Source organism: Deinococcus multiflagellatus (genome assembly GCF_020166415.1).
GTDB classification, from domain to species: Bacteria; Deinococcota; Deinococci; order Deinococcales; family Deinococcaceae; genus Deinococcus; species Deinococcus multiflagellatus.
Window position 1 is genome coordinate 293017 of sequence record NZ_JAIQXV010000002.1, and the last position, 17265, is coordinate 310281.

The window sequence follows — 17265 nt, forward strand, 5'->3', positions numbered from 1 at the left end:
TGAGGGGCCCCACAGATGAAGTGCTGAGCAACGTCAGCGCACAAAGGCTGAGCGCAAAAGAAAAAACGGCGCCTGAAGCACCGTTTCTGTCTGGTGGGTCGTGTAGGAATCGAACCTACAACCCGCTGATTAAGAGTCAGCTGCTCTGCCAATTGAGCTAACGACCCAGAGCGGAGGGAAGTATACGGGCCGTTGTCCAGACTGTCAAGCCGGTCTGGTCGCCAACTGGGCCCGCACCGCCCCGGCCAGATAGAGGCTGCCGGCTACCAGCAGCGTGCCGCCCGGTGGCGTCAGTGACAGGGCGCGCGTCAGGGCCTGCGCGGGGTCGGGCACGGCCTCGCCGCCGAACATAGCCGCCAATTCGGCCGGGGGCGTGGCGAGGTCGCCGGGGGCCGTAAAGACCCGAGTGGGCGCCACCGCCAGCAGCGGGGCCAGGGTGGCGGCCGTGTCCTTGCGGGCCAGCCCGCCGAACAGCAGCACGTCGGCGTGGGGCACGGCCAGGGCCAGGGCGTGGGTGGCGTGGGGGTTGTGGGCGCCGTCCACCAGGACCGTTTTGCCGCTGTGCTCAACGCGTTCCAGGCGCGCGGGGTGGACCGCGTTCAGGGCGGCGTCCACGCCCCTGGCATAGCCCAGGGTGCGCAAGGTGGCGGCGGCCAGCGCAGCGTTCTGCGTCTGGTGGGCGCCGGCCAGCGTGGGTGGGCGCGGCAGGGCAAACAGTTCAGGGTGGCTGTGCGGGGTCAGCAGTGGGGCGCCGACCGTCTGGGCCACCTCGGCGACCACGGTCAGGGCCTCGCCCGTGGCGGTGGTCAGCAGGGGCACGCCGGGCTGGGCGGCGCCTGCCTTGTCACGGGCAATCGCGGCCACCGTCTCGCCCAGCACCGCCGTATGGTCCAGGCCCACATTGGTCAGGGCCACCGCCGCCACCCGGCTCAGGGCCTGGGTGGCGTCGCTCTGGCCGCCCACGCCGGCTTCCATCACCGCCACCTCCACCCTCTCCTCGGCAAATACCTGGCAGGCCAGGGCCAGGGTCAGGTCGAAAAAAGCCCCGTCGGGGGCGTGCGCCTTGGCCCAGGCGATAAAGGCGGCGGTGCGCGCCGGGTCCAGATCCGCGCCGTCCACCCGAATGCGTTCCTCGTAGGCGTGCAGGTGCGGGCTGGTAAAGCGGCCGGTGCGCACGCCCGCTGCCCGCAACCCGGCCTCCAGCATGGCGCAGGTGCTGCCCTTGCCGTTGGTACCCACCACGCGGATGCTGGCAAACGCGCGCTCCGGGTGGCCCAGGGCCGACAGCAGCGCCCGCGCGCCGTCCGGGCCCCGGGCGCGGCCCGCGCGGGTGCGGGCATACAGCCAGGGGTAATCGGGCCAGTCGGAACCGGGGGCAGGGGGCGGGGCGGCCATGCGCGCACGGTAAAGCAAGGGGCGGGGCCAGGGCCAGCCCGTCCAGCCCAGCCGGCAGCGCCCCCCGCCCCGGCAGGTACGATGCAGCCCGTGACCGATCTTGCCGGAGAAGGAACGCCGCGTGTGGGCGTGGTGATGGGCAGCCGCAGCGATTTCGAGACGATGGAAGGCGCCCTGACCGTGCTGCGTGACCTGGGGGTGCCCTACGAGGTGCGGGTCCTGTCCGCCCACCGCACGCCCGCGCTGCTGCCCAGCTACGGCGCGCGGGCCGAGCGGCTGAACCTCGCCTGCATCATCGCCGGGGCGGGGGGCGCGGCGCACCTGCCGGGCATGCTGGCGGCCTTTACGCGGGTGCCGGTGCTGGGCGTGCCGGTGCAGTCGCGTGCCTTAAGTGGTCAAGACAGCCTGCTGAGCATCGTGCAGATGCCCGCCGGCGTGCCGGTGGCCACCTTTGCGATTGGCGCAGCGGGCGCAAAGAACGCCGCCCTGTTTGCCGCCGCCCTGCTGGCCACCACCGACGAGGCTGTGCGCGCCCGCCTGGACGCCTTCCGCGCTGCCCAGACCCGGGCCGTACTGGACGACCCCTTCTTCGACGGCCACCCCCAGGCGGGCGAGGCATGAGCGCCCCAGCCCCTACCCTGGGCATCCTGGGCGGCGGCCAGCTGGCGCAGATGCTGGCCCTGGCCGCGCTGCCGCTGGGCGTGCGGGTCACGGTGCTGGAGCCCGACCCGGCGGCCCCGGCGCGGTTGTGCGCCGAGCACCTGCAGGCGCCCTACACCGACCCGGCTGGCCTGGAGCGGCTGGCGGCGTGCGACGCCGTCACCCTGGAATTTGAAAATGTGCCCCTGCCGGCCCTGGCCGCGCTGGAAGGCCGCGTGCCGGTACGCCCGGGGCCCGGGGTCCTGGCGCGCAGCAAGCACCGCGCCCACGAAAAGGAAGCCCTGCGCGCGGCCGGCGTGGGCACCGCGCCTTTTGTGGTGCTGGAACAGGAAAGCGACCTGCCCGGCGCCCTGGCCCAGGTGGGCGGGCAGGGCCTGCTGAAAACCAGCGAACTGGGCTACGACGGCAAGGGGCAGGTGCGGGTGAGTTCCGATGCCGACCTGCGCGCCGCCTGGGCCGAACTGGGCCGCGTGCCCTGCGTGCTGGAGGGCCTCGTAGCCTTTGAGCGCGAACTCAGTCTGGCGGTGGCGCGGACGGCAACCGGGGAGGTGGCTTTAGGGCCGCTGGTGGAGAACGTGCACCGCCACGGCATCCTGCGCACCAGCGTTTTCCCACCGGCCGCTCCGCCCGCCACCGAGGCCAGGGCCCGCGAACTGGCCCGCGCCGTGGCCGAGGGCTGGGGCCTGGAAGGCCTGCTGACCCTGGAATTCTTCCAGCTGGCGGGCGGCGAGTTGCTGGTAAACGAGGTGGCCCCGCGCGTACACAACAGCGGCCACCTCACCCAGGACGGCGGCGGGGTCAGCCAGTTTGAAGCCCAGGTGCGCGCGGTGCTGGGCCTGCCGCTGCGCGACTGGGCGCCGCTGCTGCCCTGCGCCATGGTGAACGTGGTGGGTGTGGCGGGCCCGGACGGCCAGCCGCTGCACCCCGACTGGGCCGCCATTGACGCCCTGGCCGGCACGCGGGTGCATCTGTACCACAAGGCGTGGCGGGCCGGGCGCAAGCTGGGCCACGTGAATCTGGTGGCGCCCGACGAAGCGACCTTGCAAGAACGTCTGGTGCAGCTTGAAGCCCTGATTCCCTGACCACCGCAGCCCATCAGCCTGAAGGGGGGCTGACCGCCCCAGAAACCTCAACCTTCCGGGAAGGCGGGCTAAGCGGCAGTCAAAGTCCGCCTCACGGGCGCGGGGCACGCGCCCCCTAGCCTGAAAGGCATGATCCGCTCTGCGCGTATGCTTCTTCCTCTGCTCACGCTGGCCCTGGCGGGCGGCGCGCAGGCCCAGACCTTCAAACTGGTGTTCCAGACCACCGAGGCCTCGATCCGCAAGGGCGAGGTTCGCCAGCAGGCCATCGTCAAGTCGTGGGCGCTGCCGGCCGCTGGCGTAAAGGCCAGCAAGAAATACAACAAGGTCAGCAGCACCTTCACGCCCATTCTGAACAAGATCGAAAAGACCCTGAACGCCCGCAAGCCCAAGCCCGCCGTGTTCCGCAACGTGGGCGGCAGCTGGGTGGCCCAGGGCCAGACCGGCTGGGTCTTTGACCGCGACGCCACCAAGGCCAACCTGCTGCGGGCCATCCGTTCGGGCAAGGGCACCGCGCAGGTGGCCTTTAAGCGCATTGAGCCCGCGCGCAGCGTGAAGGTCCTGGCCGGGCGCGGCGTGCTGTGGCATGTGGCCACGGGCAGCAGCAGCTACGCGGGCAGCCCCAGTTTCCGCGAGAAGAACATTCTGGTGGGCGCCAGCAAGCTCGACAACTTCTTTATTGCCCCGGGCCACGAATTCAACTTCAACGAGGAAGTGGGCCAGATTGACGCCAGCACCGGCTTCGTGAAGGGCTTTGTCATCAGCGGCGGCACCCTCACCAAGGAAGACGGCGGCGGCATCTGTCAGGTGAGCACCACCATCTTCCGCGCGCTGTACCAGGCCGGGCTGCCCATCGTGGAGCGCCACGAGCACAGCCACCGCGTGAAGTACTACGACCCTGTGGGCTTTGAGGCCACCGTGTACGCCCCGGCCAAGAACCTGCGCATGAAAAACGACACCGGCGCGCACCTGTTTATTCAGGCCAGTTGGAACAAGGCCGCCGATACCCTGCGCTTTGATGTCTTTGGCGCCAACACCGGGCGGCAGGTGAGCATCAGCAAGCCCGTGATCACCAACTTCAAGGCGCCGGCCAAGCCCAGCTACACCGCCGACAAGAGCGTGGCCCTGGGCGGGCGCCGCCTGCTGGACACCCCGGCGCAGGGCATGACCAGCGTGATTACCCGCACCATCAAGGTGAAGGGCAAAGTGGTGAGCAAAGACACCCTGAAAAGCGTGTACGAGCCCTGGGGCGCGGTGTACGGCGTGAACCCCAAGGACAAGCGCCTGAAGCGGTAAGTGTCTCTCTGGGGCGGGCGGCGCTGGGTCAGGCGGTCCGCCTTCGTGCTCGGGGCACCTTCTGACAGCGGTACTCCGTTCCGTTAAGGGGAGAAAAGCACCCCCCTCAACTCCACTCCGACCGCTGTCTGTCACGGGTACTCGCTCCGCTCGCCCCACATGACCTGAAGGTGAACCCTTCAGGTCATGTGGTTCCCGTTATGACAGCCGCCTGATGTCGTGCAAAACTTCGTCGCCCGCCACGGCCGCTTCCCGGTACACTGCGGGCGTGCTCCTGACAATCCTGCTGCTTCTGATGGCTCTGGGTGGAGTCGCGCTGCTGCTGAGCGGCGTGACCCGGGGCCAGTCCCGTTACTCGGCCATTCCCCAGGGCCACGCCCGCCGTGACAGTGCCCAGGACGTGTTCTGGGAAGCCCGCGTGCTGGCCGCCCTGCACGGCAACCGCGCGGCCCTGGAACGCCACGTCCTGAGCAAGCAGCGCAGCCACCCCGGCCTGAAGCGCTGGCAGCTGCTGCGCCTGGTGGACCTGGACCTGGCGAAGAAGGCCGGCAAAGGCCGTCACGTCCCGCGCCCCGCCGTGTTCCGCACACACTTCTAGGGCAGCCTCAGGTCGAACAGCCCCGGCTGCGGGGTGGCCCACACCAGGGCCGTGGCCGGGTTGCCTGCGCGTGGCCCGCCCCTTTTTCTCTACACTGCCGCGCAGATGACCCTGCCGCCTGTGCCCGGTGACCTCCGCACCCCCCGCCTGTGGCTGCGCCGCCCGGCGGTGGCCGACGCCCCGGCGCTGGTGGCGGCCGTCAACGCCTCGCTGCCCGAACTGCGCCGCTGGATGCACTGGGCCCAGGCGCCCCTGACCCTGGAAGGCGCCCAGGCGAACCTGCACGCCGCCGCCGAGCGCTTCGAGACGCGCGAGAACCTGCGCTACCACGTCTGGAACGCCCAGGGCACCGAACTGCTGGGCAGCAGCGGCTACCACGCCCTGGACTGGCGCGTGCCCAAGGGCGAAATCGGCTACTGGATCGCCACGGCGCACACCGGCCAGGGCTATGCCCGGGAGGTCGCGCAGGCCCTGACCGAACTGGCCCTGGGCCCGCTGGGCTTTGGCCGCCTGGAAATCCGCTGCGACCCCGACAACACCCGCAGCGCCCGCATCCCCCAGGCCCTGGGCTACACCCTGGACGCCCGCTTCGTGAATGACGACGTGCGCGCCGACGACCCGGCGCAGCGGCGGGACACGCTGGTGTTCAGCCGGCTGGGAGGCGCGGTGATGGTTGAGGGTTGAAAGTTGATGGAAAAAGAAGAGGAGCGCACGGCTCTGTGCCCTTCACCATCACCCTTCAACCATTCACCATCTACGGCGTCAGCCTCGTCCCCGCCGCTCCGCGCGCGGCCTGCGCCAGGACGCCGGCCCGCATCCCGCTGGCGATGACGGCAAAGGGCGCGCCCCGGTCCAGGGCGTCCAGCGCCGCGCGCACCTTGGGGATCATGCCGCCGGCGATCCATCCGGCCTCAATGCCGGCCTCGGCCTCGGCGCGGGTCAGGTGGGGGGCGAGGCTCTGGGGGTCGGGGTAGGCGCGGTACACGCCCTCCACATCGGTCAGGAACACGATGCCGTCGCCCAGGGCGCCTGCCACCGCGCCGGCCGCCGTATCGGCGTTCACGTTCAGGGGTTCGCCGGCCTCGTCCACCGCCACGCAGCCCACCACCGGGGTCAGGCCAGCGCCCAGCAGGGTGCGCAGCAGCGTGGCGTTCACGCCGGTCACGCGGCCCACGCGGCCTAGTTCGGGGTCCAGCAGTTCGGCCTGCAGCAGGCGGTCATCGCGGCCCATCAGGCCCACGGCGCGGCCCACGTCCTGGCTCAGCTGCTTGTTCAGGCCGCACAGCGCCAGTTCCACCACCTGCATGGCCTGGGGCGAGGTCACGCGCAGGCCGCCCCGGAACTCGCTGGGCACGCCGCGCGCACTCAACTCCTGCTCAATCACCGGGCCGCCGCCGTGGACCACCACCACCGCGTGTTCTGCGCGCAGGGCCGCGATTTCCCCGGCCACGGCCCGGCGCAGCTCCAGACTTTTCATGGCATTGCCGCCGTACTTGACGATCACCCTTTGGAGTGTAGGCGAGAACGGGGTGGGGCAGTCTTTAGGGCTAATCGTGGCTGGCGCGCAGCGGGGCCGCCGCTGCGGGCGTGGGGGGGCGGGTGCCCACCGGGCGGGCGTACCACGTCATTACCGGGCGGGCGTCCAGGGTAAACGTAAAGCCCAGGCGTTCCCAGAAGCGGGCGCCACGTGGGTTGTCGCCCAGCACGCTCGCCAGGATGCGCGTGGTGCCCGGCGGTACCCGGCCTTCAAGGTGACGCACCGCGCGGCGGCCCCAGCCCTGCGACTGACGGTCCTCGCGGATCAGCAGCAGGTTGATGGTCAGGTCGCCGACTTCGGGGAAATCGCGTTTGCAGTCGAGGCTGCCAATGACCTCGCCACTCTCGTCAAGCAGCAGTTCCAGGCTGCGGCGGGGGTCTAACAGGGCCACCTCCACGTCCCGCTGCACTTCACTGAGGGTGGGCAGGCGCGTGCTGAGGAGCTCGAAATATCCCGGTGACGCGGCGTACAGCTGGTGGAGCAGCGGCGCGTGGTGCAGCGCCAGCGGCGTAACGTTCAAAGGGCCTCCCCGGGTCCGGCTGGGACGGGTAAAGAGCGGCTGAGTGGTGGCCGGACTGAGCCGAGCATACGCCCCCGGCAGCCGGACGCGGTGAATTCCGTCACAGCCGAGCCCCAAGGCCGACTTCACCGAACAGGGGGGGCGGGTGCGCTACCCTGCACAGATGATCGCCGCCCCGAACTTTTACGCCCGTCAGCTCGCGCGCCCCGGCGCCGTGCTGGCCCCCATGGCGGGTTACAGCGACGCCCCCATGCGCCAGCTGGCCGCCGAGCAGGGCGCGCTGTGGACGGTCAGCGAGATGATCAGCGCGCGTGGGCTGGTCTCGGGGGGCGACAGCGAGAAACTGAACCTGGGCCGCCCCTACCCCGGCGAGCAGGGGCGCGTGGTGCAGCTGTTCGGCGCCGACAGTGAGGTGCTGGCCGAGGCCGTGGCCCGCGCCGAGCGCTGGTTTGCCCCGGCGGCCCTGGACCTGAACATGGGCTGCCCGGTGCCCAAGATCCGGGGGCGGGGCGGGGCCTGCCTGCTGCAGACCCCCGAGGTGGCCTACGAACTGGTGCGCGCCATGAAGAGCGCGACCGCGCTGGACGTGAGCGCCAAGATTCGCCTCGGCTGGGACCATGACCGCAGCCTGGAGGTGGCCCAGGGCCTGGAAGCGGCGGGCGCGGCCCTGATCACGGTGCATGGCCGCACCAGTGCCCAGCGTTATACCGGCGAGGCCGACTGGGACGCCATTGCGCGCGTGGCGGCGGGCGTGAAGGTGCCGGTGGTGGGCAGCGGCGACGTGACCACCCCGACCATGGCCCGGCAGCGCGCGCGCACGGGGGTGGCCGCCGTGATGATCGGCCGGGGTGCGGTGGGCAACCCATGGATCTTCCGCGCACTGGCCACCGGCCAAGACGAGCGCCCAGGGCCTGTCCAGCGCGCCCGCACCGCCCTGCGCCACGCCGAGCTGCAGGAACAGTTCTACGCCGACCCCACCGGGCGCCTGACCCTGCGCCCGCTGCGCAAGGTGCTGCCCGCCTACCTGCCGGATTTCCCCGAGTTGCGTGACGCCCTGGTGAGCGTGGTGACTGTGCAGGACGTCAGGTTGGCCCTGCGCCCGCTGCTGGAAGACCCGCAAGGCAGGCAAGTGGCGCCGGGGGGCGGCGCGGCGGGGTATGCTGTGGGTCATTCATGAACGTGCGCGAGTACTACGCCTACCTGACGGCTGCGCGGGAGCAGCTGTGGAACTTCCTGCGCGCCCTGCCGGCAGCGGACCTGGACCGGAACCTCATTGAGACCGGCGACCGGTTTCACTGCATCAAGGACCTGCTGCTGCACGTGACCGATGTGGAAGACCACTGGGTGCACGGCATTGCCCTGGGCGACGGCGTGCAGGCGCAGTACCCCCACGACTGGGTGCAGCCGCGCGCGCAGCAGTACGACCTGAACTGGATTCTGGAGTACAGCCGGGAAGTGACCCGGCGCACCCAGGCCCTGCTGGACAGTGGCCCGGACCTGGACCGCAGCGTGAAGCTGGTGCAGGACGACCCCGCCAGCGACACCGTGACCCTGGACCAGCTGCTGTGGAACGTGATGACCCACGAGGTCCGCCACACCGCCCAGATTGCCCTGATGATCCGCCAGCTGGGCCACACGCCGCCCTGGCTGGACTACATGCGCTTCGTGCGCCCGCAGAGCACCCCCGCCCAGGCCGGCGCCCCCGACCAGGGCCTGGACGCCGGCGATCTGGACGACGATCTGTAGGTTTGCCAGAAGATATGAGCGCCGCGCCCCGGAAGTGGGGCGCGGCTTTGTTGTGGGCGGCGGGTGGTCCCGTTGTCACGAAGCAGCGGGCTCGTTTCCTGGCAGAGAGATCAGGAGGGCCCTCATGCGCACAGCATCGAGGTACTGACCTGGGTGGTTCGGTGAGAGCGCTGATCTTGCTTGTGGGGCAGGGTGGGACTCGAAGGGCTTCGCAGAAGGAGGGGGGCAGCAGGGCCAGCCTCTGACCCAAGCTTGTTCCCGCAGCCCTGCTCGTGGAGAAACCAGCAGTCCGAGGGGATTCTGGGCGCAGGTCAAGGGCGAGAGAGCTTCCCCGCCTGCGCCTCTGGACCCCTGCGGCAGCCCCCGCCCTCACTTCCCCAGGCTGGAGGCCAGGGCGAGTTTCAAGGCCCCTTCGGCATTCAGCAGGCCGGCGCCGCAACTGTGCTCGGGCTGGGGGTCGCAGCGGCCCCCGGGGAAGGGCGCGGCGCTGCGGCTCAGGTACGAGCGCAGCAGGGCCGGGCTCAGGCCAGGGCGCACGCCCAGCAGCAGGCTGGCCACCCCGGCGGCGTGGGGGGCGGCGAAGCTGGTGCCGTTGGGGCTGCGCTCGCCGCCTGGGCCCGCAGCGCTGCTGGCCACAATGCCCTGCGTGGGGTCGCCCCCTGGGGCCGCCAGGGCCACCGCGCGGCCCCAGTTGGCGTAGCCCGGACGCTGTCCGGCGGCGTTCACGCTGGTCACGGTCAGCACGTTGCGGCAGCCGGCCGGGGAATAGCCGCCCGCGTCCCGGCCGTCGTTGGCCGCGCCGGCAATGACCAGTGCGCCCTTGGCCGTCACGGCGTCTACTGCCGCCTGCACCCGCGCGTCGCAGCCCGTCAGAGGAATAAAGTCGGCGTACAGGCTGAGGTTCAGAATTCGCGCTGGGTTGGGGTTGGCGGGTACGCCCGGGACGCTCAGGCCAGCGGCCCACTTCAGGCCGTCCACCAGATCCGGAACCTCAATGGTGCCGTCCACCGCCGCCACCCGCACATGGACCACCCGCGCCTGCGGGTTGATGCCCGCCATGCCCCGCCCGTCGTGCGCCGCGCCGATCAGGTTGGCGATGATCTCGCCGTGGTAGGCGAACTCGCCCACCGCGTGGGCATCCGGGTCGCGGCCAGTGCCGTCCCCCGCGCGGGCCGGGCTGCTCACGAAGTCGTAGCCATTGATGGCCCGCGCGCCCAGTTCGGGGCTGGGCACGTAGCCGGTGTCCAGCACGGCCACGGTCACCGGGGCGCCCCGGGGGCCATTGCCGGCGCCGGGCAGCAGCGCCCAGGCCTGCGGCAGCCGGACCGCGCTGAGGTTCCACTGCCGCGCGTACAGGGGATCGCTGGGCGTGATGGCGCTGGCGGCCGAGGCGCTGGGGGTGGGGGTCGTTGGGGCCGTGCTGGACGGCAGCGGCACCAGCGGGGCGCTGGACCGGGGGGCCGCTGGCAGCGGGCTGAGTTCCGGCAGCGTGAGGTCCTGCGCGGGGGCGGCCGAACCCAGCAGGGCCGCGCCCAGCAGCGTGCAGGCAAGCAGTCGGGGGGTCATCCGTGCAGTGTGCCGCCCCCATCTGACGCCGACCTGAGCGGTACCCAGAGCGCCTCTTAAGCGCGGAGCGACCCTGGGCGGTGTCTGCCAAAGGCAGCGGGGGGGAGAGGGGCCGCATTCTGGCCTGGGGGCGGAACGGGCCGCCGCTGTGGGTGAAGGACCGGCGAAACAGCGGCGCTGGCGGCAGGGAAGGGTACGCCTTCGGTCTCAAGCAGGCCAGAGACGCCCCTTTAGGAGCCGCATTGGGGCTACCATCACCCCTATGAACGCTTCTGCGGGGCCCGTCCTCCCCACCCATCCCACCGCGCGCCCTGTGGTGGTGCTCACCGGAGCGTCCAGCGGCATTGGCCGGGCCACCGCCGAGGAACTGGCCGATCTGGGCTACGCCCTGGTGCTGGCCGCCCGCCGCGAGGGCGAGCTGCACGCCCTGGCCCGCCGCCTGGACCCGTCCGGCGCGCGGGTGATCGCCGTGCCCACCGATGTCACCGACGACGCCTCGCGCCGCGCGCTGCTGGCCGCCGCCCAGGCCCACTTTGGCCGCATTGACGTGCTGGTGAACAACGCCGGGGTCACCGTGGAGCGCGGCTGGTGGTGGAACGACGCCGATCCCCTGCGGGTGTTGCGGGTGAACCTCGAAGCGCCGGTTGAACTCACGCGCCTGCTGCTGCCCGCCCTGCGCGCCCAGGGCAGCGGCCACATTGTGAACATCGGCTCGGTGGCGGGGCTGGCGGCCACCAACGGCATCTATTCGGCCAGCAAGTTCGGGCTGCGCGGCTTTTCGCTGGCCCTGCGGCGCGAACTGCTGGGCAGCGGCGTGCATGTCAGCCTGGTGGCGCCGGGCTTCGTGAAAAGCGAGATGACCGCCCGCGCCCGCCTGCCCATGCCGGGCCCCGAGGTGGTGGCGCGCGCTGTGGCGGCCGTGCTGCTGCGCCCGCGTGCCGAAACGGTTGTGCCTGCCCCCTACCGCGCGCTGGTGTGGCTGGAGCGCCACTTTCCGGCCCTGGGCGACTGGGTGGTGCAGCGCCTGATCTGGCGCCGTTACGACCACAGCGGCGCTTCAGACGCCGCGCGGCGCTGAGCCCCAGCCCCGGTTTGAACAAAGGCGCAAGGTGGCCTTTACGCGGCCGGGGGCAGGCGCCGCTTAGACTGGGCGGGTGAATCTGGTCAAGACCGCTTTCAAGACCATTCAGCCGTCGCTGGAACGGGCGGTGCTGACCGTGGACCGGGCCTTTAGCGGCTACGTGCAGCCCCGCCGGGCGCGCGGCAAGCTGATTCTGCAGCCCTACGTGGGCTGGGGCACCCCGCAGCATGTAGAGCTGACCGGGCGGGTGCTGCTGCCGCGCACCCTGGCCCCGGCCCGCAAGGGTGACCGCCGCTGGCAGAACGCCCGCAACATGCTGCGCCGCCTGCTCTCGCGCGAGGTGGCCGGGGTCAAGGTGCTGGGCACCCTGGACGGCGTGACGGTGGGCGCGGTCAGCGACAGCGACGGCTACTTCACCCTGAACTTCACGCCCAGTTCGCCGCTGGGGGGCGGCTGGCATCAGGTGAGCCTGAAGATGGAGGGCCGCGAGGTCAGCGCCGTGGCCCGGGTGCAGGTGGTCTCGGCGGCGCGCTTTGGCGTGATCAGCGACCTGGACGACACCGTCCTTAAGTCGGACGTGACCAGCCTGCCGCGCATGCTGAGCACCGTGCTCACCGGCAACGCCCGCACCCGCCTGCCGTTCCCCGGCGTGGGCGCCCTGTACCGCGCGCTCACCCGCGACGGCGAGGCCCGCAACCCCATCTTCTACGTGTCCAGCAGCCCGTGGAATCTGTTCGATCTGCTGTGGCAGTTTCTGGACTACCGCCGCATTCCGCTGGGGCCCATGTTCCTGCGCAACTGGGGCATGGACCTGCTAGGCGGGCACGGCGGGCACAAGCACACGGTCATCGAGCGGATTTTCGAGCGTTTTCCAGAACTGCCCTTTGTGCTGGTGGGCGACAGCGGCGAAAAGGACCCCGAAATCTACGCCGAGGTGGTGCACCGCCACCCCAACCGCGTGCTGGCCGTGTACATCCGCGACGTGACTGAGGCCAGCCGCGACGAGGGCGTGCTGAAACTGCGCGAGGAGGTGCGCAAGGCCGGGGTGGACCTCGTGCTGGCCGCCGACAGCCTGAACGCCGCCAGCCACGCCATGGCGATGGGCCTGATCACGGCGGGCGAATACCGCAGCGTCCTGACCAGCGTGGCGCGCACCTACGAGAACTAGAGCGGTTGACGAAAGAACGCCCTCACCCCTCGCTGCGACGCAGCTCTTCGAGTTCCACGAGGGGAGAGGGTCGAGACCCAACCATCTTTAGGTCGGCGGCTCTAGACGTGCCAGGCGCAGCGGGACGGCCAGCATCTTTCCGGCCGCCCCGCTCGTCCCATCTAGCGCGCCGCCGCCCCGGCCAGATACGCCTGTGCCTGGGCCACCTCCAGTTGCCAGAGGGTGGTGGTCGAGTAGGGCCGGAAGCCCATTTCCTCGTTGATCCGGCGCATGGCCGCGTTGCTGTCGGCGTTTTCGGTGCGTACAAAGCGGGCTTCCGGGTTGCGGGCCAGGGCGCGCTGCAGGGCGGCGGCTTTCAGCCAGCGGCCCAGCCCCAGGCCCCGCGCCTCGGGGCGGACCCCGGTGGCGCCCTGGGCCAGCAGGGTCGGCCGCGCGGGGTGCCATGTCAGTTCGGTAAAGCCCACGAGGCCGCCGTCGTTCGGCCGCCGGGCCACCACCAGCACGCGCTGGCGCCCCGAGGCCTGAAAATGCGCCTCCGCCTCGCGGAACTGCTCGGTGCTCAGGGCGCTGTCCTCCATGTCCAGGTCGCCCAGTGGCTGGTCGTTCATCACCTGGGTCAGTTCGGCAAAGGCGGCGAGATCGGCCCCAGGCACCTCGCCTTCCCACAGGTCCAGGCGGTGGCCCTGGGCGCGCGCCTGTCCCTGGGCGGCCCACTGCGCCAGCTGTTCGTGTGACAGGTCTGCCAGCGCCAGCTGGTTCACCTGCGCGCTCAGGCCCGGGGTGGCCCCAGCGCGGCGCAGGGCCGCCTCGCCGGCGGGCACCCGGGCGTGGCTGCCCAGCAGCAGCAGTCGGCGCTCAGCCTCGTGGGCGGCTTCCGTCACCTGCGCCAGCAGGGTGCGGCCCAGGCCCTGGCGGCGGTAGGGGGCCAGCACCCCCAGGTTCACCTGCGCCAGATGCCGGTTCTGGTCCAGGTTCACCAGGGCTATGTTTGCCTCGGCCACCACGCGCCCGCCGTCCCACACGGCCCAGGCCGGCAGGGCCACGAATGGGGGCAGGTGGCGCAGCTGCGCGGCCAGCTGGCCGGGCTGAATGGCCGGATCATCCGGCTGCCGCTCGTGCAACTGGGCGGTGGCAAAGGCCGCCAGCGCCTCCACCAGCGCGTCCGGGGCGGTGCGGGCGTCGTAGGGCTCCAGGCGAAGGCCAGCGGGCAGGCGGGGCGAGTGGGTGGGGACGGGCAGGGGGGTCGGCTGCGACATAGGGGCTCCTGGGCCGGGCCTTGGCGGCTGGCCTGAATGTGGGGTGTGGGGGCGTGGAAGGGGGCGTCGGCCCGGCTCTCAGGGCCCGTGCAGATGGCCGGGAAAACTCATCAGGACGAAGGTGGTGGGCTGGGCGCGGTCCGGTGCGGGGGCAGGGCCATCCTCCAGTTCGCTCAGCAGCTGATCCAGGGCCGCCTGCACCTGCCGGTACCGCTCTGGGGTGAGCTGAACCGCCCGCAGGCGCATGGCCGGGGGGTAGGGGCCCGCTGGTGCGGGGTCGCCCGCTGCGGCCGTGACCCCCAGGCTCACGGTCAGGTGGGTGTCCCCGTGTGGCTCTCCCAGGTCCTGCCGCGTCTGCCAGCCCAGCACCGCGCGGGCGTAGGCGCCCGTGATCTCGCGCATGACCGGCTCAATCAGCGTCAGGGGTTCGTCCATCCGCACGAGGTCGCGCGGCACCTGAAACGTCTGGGCGGCGGCGCGGTACAGCGTGCCCTTGCCCTGGCGACCATCGGCGAGCAGCAGGCCCGTGCGCGCCAGCTTGCCCACATGGTAGGCCACGCGGTTGGCGGGTTCGCCCAGTGCGCGGGCCGCCTGACTGGCGGTGCGGGGGCTCAGAAACTGTTCCAGAAGGCGGGCCCCATACGTGAAGTCCAGCAGCGCCGCCGCCTGCGCGGGGGTGGTGATCTGGAGGGGGGTGGCCTGGGGTTCGGGCATGGGGGCATTGTGCCCGGCGTGGATTTCAAGAGAAACCCACCCCTTTGAAATGGCTCCTTCTCAGTCGCTCGCTGTTGATCTTGAGATCAACCGAGCGGGCTGGAACAGCGGCGTCGCAGAGCGAGAACCAAAAAAAGGGCCTCGCCCCGAGAATGGAAACGTTTCTGCGCTGTTCTGAAACGTTGGCATGGGGGAGGGGCGAGGCCCTTCAATGGCCCGGCACCTGCGGCCCGCCCACGGCACGGGCGCCGCTACACTGCGCCCCAATGCCTGACTACATCGCCGACCTGCGCGCCCTGATCGGCCACCGTCCGGTCAACCTGATGGGCGCGTGCGGCCTGATCCGGGATGCCCAGGGCCGCTTGCTGCTGCAACGGCTGGCGGGCCGCGACGTGTGGGCCCTGCCCGGCGGCCTGTGCGATCTGGGCGAGCCGCCCCTGGTCACCCTGCAGCGCGAGGTCTGGGAGGAAACCGCCCTGACCGTGCAGGCCGCGACCCTGCTGGACCTGCTGACCACGCCGCTGCGGACAGTCCCCAATGGCGATCAGGCGCATTTTTACACCGCCATCTACCGCGTGGATGCGTGGCACGGCACCCCCGTCCCCGACGGCGTGGAAGGGGTGGAGTTGGCCTTTTTCGCCCCCGACGCGCTGCCGGCCCTGCGCGGCCAGCCGGGCGAGTATGCCCGCGCGTGGCTGGGGGGGCAGAGGGGGCACGAGCCATGAGCCATGAGCCATGGGCTTTGAGCCCTAAGCCCTAAGCCCAGACGCGTGGGTCTCTGGAACAGCAAGTCTTGACCGGTTGCCCCGCTCCCCGTATGGAAGGTCCTCTACCGCAGGAAGGGGCAAGGTGTCTCATGGCTCACGGCCCATAGCCCATGGCCCTCTCAGTGTCTTTCCCCATGGCTCATGGCCCAGAGCCCATGGCCCTTCAGTCCCCCACGAACACCAGCCGCTCGAACGTGCCGTCCGGCCGCGCCTCCGGCAGCCCCGCGTCGGCGGCCTGTTTCAGCCGGTCCAGGGTGACCGAGACCGCCGGGCCCTCGCCGTACAGGCGCGCGGCCTCGTCGGTCAGTTGCACCTCTAAGCCACGCCCCGCGCCGTCGGTGGCGCGCAGCACCAGCCCGGGGCCGGGCACCTGCTGCACCTGCACCCCGGGCGCAAAGCCCGTCAACGCCACCTGATGCCGCAGGGTTGTCTCGTCCATGCCGGCATTCTGGCGCGGTCTGGGGGCACCGGGGCGGCTCCCTAAAGAAAAGCACGGTCCACGGGGGGCCGGGCCGGCCCGTATGCTGGCGCCTGTGACGCTGTTTGATCCGCCTGCCCCCCTGGCCGAGCGCCTGCGCCCCCGCTCGGTGGCCGAGGTGGCGGGGCAGACCCACCTGCTGGGGCCCGGCAAGCCACTGACCCGCGTGCTGCAGGGCGGGCGCCTGGGCAGCCTGATTCTGTGGGGCCCGCCCGGCGTGGGCAAAACCACCCTGGCGCGGCTGCTGGCGGGCGAGGTGGGCGCGCATTTCATCGCCCTGTCGGCGGTGAGTGCCGGGGTTAAGGACGTGCGCGACGCCGTGGCCGAGGCCGAGCGCCAGCGCGCCCGGGGCCTGCGCACCGTGCTGTTTCTGGATGAAATTCACCGCTTCAACAAGGCCCAGCAGGACGCTCTGCTGCCGCATGTGGAGTCGGGGCTGCTGACCCTGATCGGCGCCACCACCGAAAACCCGTCATTCGAGGTGAACCCGGCGCTGCGCTCGCGCGCCCGCACCCTGGTGCTGCAGGCCCTGAGCCAGGGGGAGGTGCGCGGCCTGCTGGAGCGCGCCCTGATCGACGAACGGGGCCTGAGTGGGGTCACGGCCCAGCCCGAGGCCCTGGACCTTCTGGCCCGCCTTGCCGAGGGCGACGCCCGGCGCGCCCTGAGCACGCTGGAGGTGGCCGCCACCCTGGCCAATCCGGTGACCCCAGAAGCCATCACTGAGGCGTTCGGGCGCCACCTGCCGCAGATGGACAAGAACGGCGAGGATTTTTACAACCTGATTTCCGCGCTGCACAAGAGCGTGCGGGCCAGCCATGTGGACGCCAGCCTGTACTGGCTGGCCCGCATGGTGGAGGGCGGCGCCGATCCCCGCTACATTGCCCGGCGCATCATCCGCATGGCCGCCGAGGACATTGGGCTGGCCGATCCCCAGGCCCTGCGGCTGGCGGTGGCCGCCCACGACACCGCCGAGTTTCTGGGCCACCCCGAAGGGGATCTGGCGCTGGCGCAGGCGGTGGTGTATCTCGCCCTGGCGCCCAAGAGCAACAGCGTGTATGTGGCCTGGGGCGAGGCCCTGAAGGCCGTGCGCGAGGGCGAAAGCCTGCCCGTGCCCCTGCACCTGCGCAACGCCCCCACCGCCCTGATGCGCCAGCAGGGCTACGGGCAGGCCTACGCCTACTACTTCGACGACCCGGAAGGTTCGTTTGCCCAGTCTTACGTGCCAGACGGCGTGCAACTGGACCTGTACGCCCCCACCGGCGAGGGCTGGGAAGCGCGCGTGGCGGAGCGCTGGCGCAAGCTCAAAGACGCCCACGGGGAAGGGGAGGGCGGCGGGGGCTGAGGGCCAAGCTCTGACGGCTAAGCCCTGACAGACAGGACATTCGACGGCGCCCTTTTCCCTAC

18 protein-coding genes and 1 tRNA gene are annotated in these 17265 nt (G+C 71.1%); 11 read left to right on the forward strand and 8 right to left on the reverse strand.

What is annotated here, in order from left to right; genetic code table 11:
• Nucleotides 1-91 precede the first annotated feature (91 nt).
• Nucleotides 92-167: transfer RNA gene (locus K7W41_RS04400), tRNA-Lys, on the reverse strand.
• Nucleotides 168-204: 37 nt separating this feature from the next.
• Nucleotides 205-1395, reverse strand: coding sequence for a glutamate ligase domain-containing protein (locus tag K7W41_RS04405; RefSeq protein WP_224605123.1), 1191 nt, complete (start codon nucleotides 1393-1395; stop codon nucleotides 205-207).
• A 123-nt stretch (nucleotides 1396-1518) separates the two neighbouring features.
• Between K7W41_RS04405 and purE the strand changes: the two genes are divergently transcribed.
• The 5 genes from purE (at nucleotide 1519) to K7W41_RS04430 (ending at nucleotide 5712) form a co-directional block, all read left to right on the forward strand.
• Nucleotides 1519-2016: a 5-(carboxyamino)imidazole ribonucleotide mutase gene (purE, locus tag K7W41_RS04410; RefSeq protein ID WP_396115111.1), complete on the forward strand. Its 498-nt coding sequence runs from the start codon at nucleotides 1519-1521 to the stop codon at nucleotides 2014-2016.
• On the forward strand, nucleotides 2013-3137 hold the full coding sequence (purK, locus tag K7W41_RS04415; RefSeq protein ID WP_224605128.1) for a 5-(carboxyamino)imidazole ribonucleotide synthase: 1125 nt from the start codon (nucleotides 2013-2015) through the stop codon (nucleotides 3135-3137). The genes purE and purK overlap by 4 nt, the downstream gene beginning before the upstream one ends.
• A 129-nt stretch (nucleotides 3138-3266) precedes the next feature.
• Nucleotides 3267-4430, forward strand: coding sequence for a VanW family protein (locus K7W41_RS04420; RefSeq protein ID WP_224605131.1), 1164 nt, complete (start codon nucleotides 3267-3269; stop codon nucleotides 4428-4430).
• A gap of 268 nt (nucleotides 4431-4698) precedes the next feature.
• Nucleotides 4699-5028, forward strand: coding sequence for a hypothetical protein (locus K7W41_RS04425; RefSeq protein WP_224605134.1), 330 nt, complete (start codon nucleotides 4699-4701; stop codon nucleotides 5026-5028).
• A gap of 105 nt (nucleotides 5029-5133) precedes the next feature.
• A complete protein-coding gene (locus K7W41_RS04430; RefSeq protein WP_224605135.1) occupies nucleotides 5134-5712 on the forward strand; it encodes a GNAT family N-acetyltransferase in 579 nt (192 codons plus the stop codon).
• Between the two features lie 70 nt (nucleotides 5713-5782).
• Here the strand turns inward: K7W41_RS04430 and argB are convergent, their stop codons facing one another.
• On the reverse strand, nucleotides 5783-6532 hold the full coding sequence (argB, locus tag K7W41_RS04435) for an acetylglutamate kinase (protein ID WP_224605137.1): 750 nt from the start codon (nucleotides 6530-6532) through the stop codon (nucleotides 5783-5785).
• Between the two features lie 43 nt (nucleotides 6533-6575).
• Nucleotides 6576-7085 carry a GNAT family N-acetyltransferase gene (locus K7W41_RS04440; RefSeq protein WP_224605138.1) on the reverse strand — a complete coding sequence of 170 codons (510 nt, stop codon included), beginning with the start codon at nucleotides 7083-7085 and terminating at the stop codon, nucleotides 6576-6578.
• A gap of 163 nt (nucleotides 7086-7248) precedes the next feature.
• On the opposite strand from K7W41_RS04440, the gene K7W41_RS04445 reads away from it, so the two are divergent.
• A complete protein-coding gene (locus K7W41_RS04445) occupies nucleotides 7249-8262 on the forward strand; it encodes a tRNA dihydrouridine synthase (protein ID WP_224605139.1) in 1014 nt (337 codons plus the stop codon).
• Nucleotides 8259-8831, forward strand: a complete 573-nt coding sequence (locus K7W41_RS04450; RefSeq protein ID WP_224605140.1) for a DinB family protein — start codon at nucleotides 8259-8261, stop codon at nucleotides 8829-8831. The genes K7W41_RS04445 and K7W41_RS04450 overlap by 4 nt, the downstream gene beginning before the upstream one ends.
• A 369-nt stretch (nucleotides 8832-9200) precedes the next feature.
• On the opposite strand, the gene K7W41_RS04455 is transcribed toward K7W41_RS04450, so the two are convergent.
• Complete coding sequence (locus tag K7W41_RS04455) at nucleotides 9201-10397, reverse strand: S8 family serine peptidase (RefSeq protein WP_224605141.1); 1197 nt, start codon at nucleotides 10395-10397, stop codon at nucleotides 9201-9203.
• Between the two features lie 262 nt (nucleotides 10398-10659).
• On the opposite strand from K7W41_RS04455, the gene K7W41_RS04460 reads away from it, so the two are divergent.
• Complete coding sequence (locus K7W41_RS04460) at nucleotides 10660-11475, forward strand: SDR family NAD(P)-dependent oxidoreductase (protein ID WP_224605142.1); 816 nt, start codon at nucleotides 10660-10662, stop codon at nucleotides 11473-11475.
• 76 nt (nucleotides 11476-11551) lie between these two features.
• On the forward strand, nucleotides 11552-12646 hold the full coding sequence (locus K7W41_RS04465; RefSeq protein WP_224605143.1) for an App1 family protein: 1095 nt from the start codon (nucleotides 11552-11554) through the stop codon (nucleotides 12644-12646).
• 161 nt (nucleotides 12647-12807) lie between these two features.
• Here the strand turns inward: K7W41_RS04465 and K7W41_RS04470 are convergent, their stop codons facing one another.
• Nucleotides 12808-13902 (reverse strand): GNAT family N-acetyltransferase, encoded by a 1095-nt coding sequence (locus K7W41_RS04470; RefSeq protein WP_224605145.1) that lies wholly within the window; start codon nucleotides 13900-13902, stop codon nucleotides 12808-12810.
• Nucleotides 13903-13980: 78 nt separating this feature from the next.
• Nucleotides 13981-14616: a helix-turn-helix domain-containing protein gene (locus K7W41_RS04475; RefSeq protein ID WP_224605148.1), complete on the reverse strand. Its 636-nt coding sequence runs from the start codon at nucleotides 14614-14616 to the stop codon at nucleotides 13981-13983.
• Between the two features lie 266 nt (nucleotides 14617-14882).
• On the opposite strand from K7W41_RS04475, the gene K7W41_RS04480 reads away from it, so the two are divergent.
• Nucleotides 14883-15341, forward strand: a complete 459-nt coding sequence (locus K7W41_RS04480; RefSeq protein WP_224605150.1) for an NUDIX domain-containing protein — start codon at nucleotides 14883-14885, stop codon at nucleotides 15339-15341.
• A 205-nt stretch (nucleotides 15342-15546) separates the two neighbouring features.
• Here K7W41_RS04480 and K7W41_RS04485 read toward each other — a convergent pair whose 3' ends face one another.
• Nucleotides 15547-15822 (reverse strand): hypothetical protein, encoded by a 276-nt coding sequence (locus K7W41_RS04485; protein ID WP_224605153.1) that lies wholly within the window; start codon nucleotides 15820-15822, stop codon nucleotides 15547-15549.
• Between the two features lie 94 nt (nucleotides 15823-15916).
• Here K7W41_RS04485 and K7W41_RS04490 point away from each other — a divergent pair, with 94 nt between their 5' ends.
• Nucleotides 15917-17203: a replication-associated recombination protein A gene (locus tag K7W41_RS04490; RefSeq protein WP_318010890.1), complete on the forward strand. Its 1287-nt coding sequence runs from the start codon at nucleotides 15917-15919 to the stop codon at nucleotides 17201-17203.
• The last annotated feature ends 62 nt before the right edge of the window (nucleotides 17204-17265 follow it).

Coding starts and splice junctions, on each gene's coding strand:
- K7W41_RS04420 (WP_224605131.1), top strand. CDS start 3,267: ATGATCCGCTCTGCGCGTATGCTTCTTCCTCTGCTCACGCTGGCCCTG.
- K7W41_RS04430 (WP_224605135.1), top strand. CDS start 5,134: ATGACCCTGCCGCCTGTGCCCGGTGACCTCCGCACCCCCCGCCTGTGG.
- K7W41_RS04475 (WP_224605148.1), bottom strand. CDS start 14,616: ATGCCCGAACCCCAGGCCACCCCCCTCCAGATCACCACCCCCGCGCAG.
- purK (WP_224605128.1), top strand. CDS start 2,013: ATGAGCGCCCCAGCCCCTACCCTGGGCATCCTGGGCGGCGGCCAGCTG.
- K7W41_RS04405 (WP_224605123.1), bottom strand. CDS start 1,395: ATGGCCGCCCCGCCCCCTGCCCCCGGTTCCGACTGGCCCGATTACCCC.
- K7W41_RS04445 (WP_224605139.1), top strand. CDS start 7,249: ATGATCGCCGCCCCGAACTTTTACGCCCGTCAGCTCGCGCGCCCCGGC.
- K7W41_RS04485 (WP_224605153.1), bottom strand. CDS start 15,822: ATGGACGAGACAACCCTGCGGCATCAGGTGGCGTTGACGGGCTTTGCG.
- K7W41_RS04455 (WP_224605141.1), bottom strand. CDS start 10,397: ATGACCCCCCGACTGCTTGCCTGCACGCTGCTGGGCGCGGCCCTGCTG.
- K7W41_RS04470 (WP_224605145.1), bottom strand. CDS start 13,902: ATGTCGCAGCCGACCCCCCTGCCCGTCCCCACCCACTCGCCCCGCCTG.
- K7W41_RS04450 (WP_224605140.1), top strand. CDS start 8,259: ATGAACGTGCGCGAGTACTACGCCTACCTGACGGCTGCGCGGGAGCAG.
- K7W41_RS04480 (WP_224605150.1), top strand. CDS start 14,883: ATGCCTGACTACATCGCCGACCTGCGCGCCCTGATCGGCCACCGTCCG.
- K7W41_RS04460 (WP_224605142.1), top strand. CDS start 10,660: ATGAACGCTTCTGCGGGGCCCGTCCTCCCCACCCATCCCACCGCGCGC.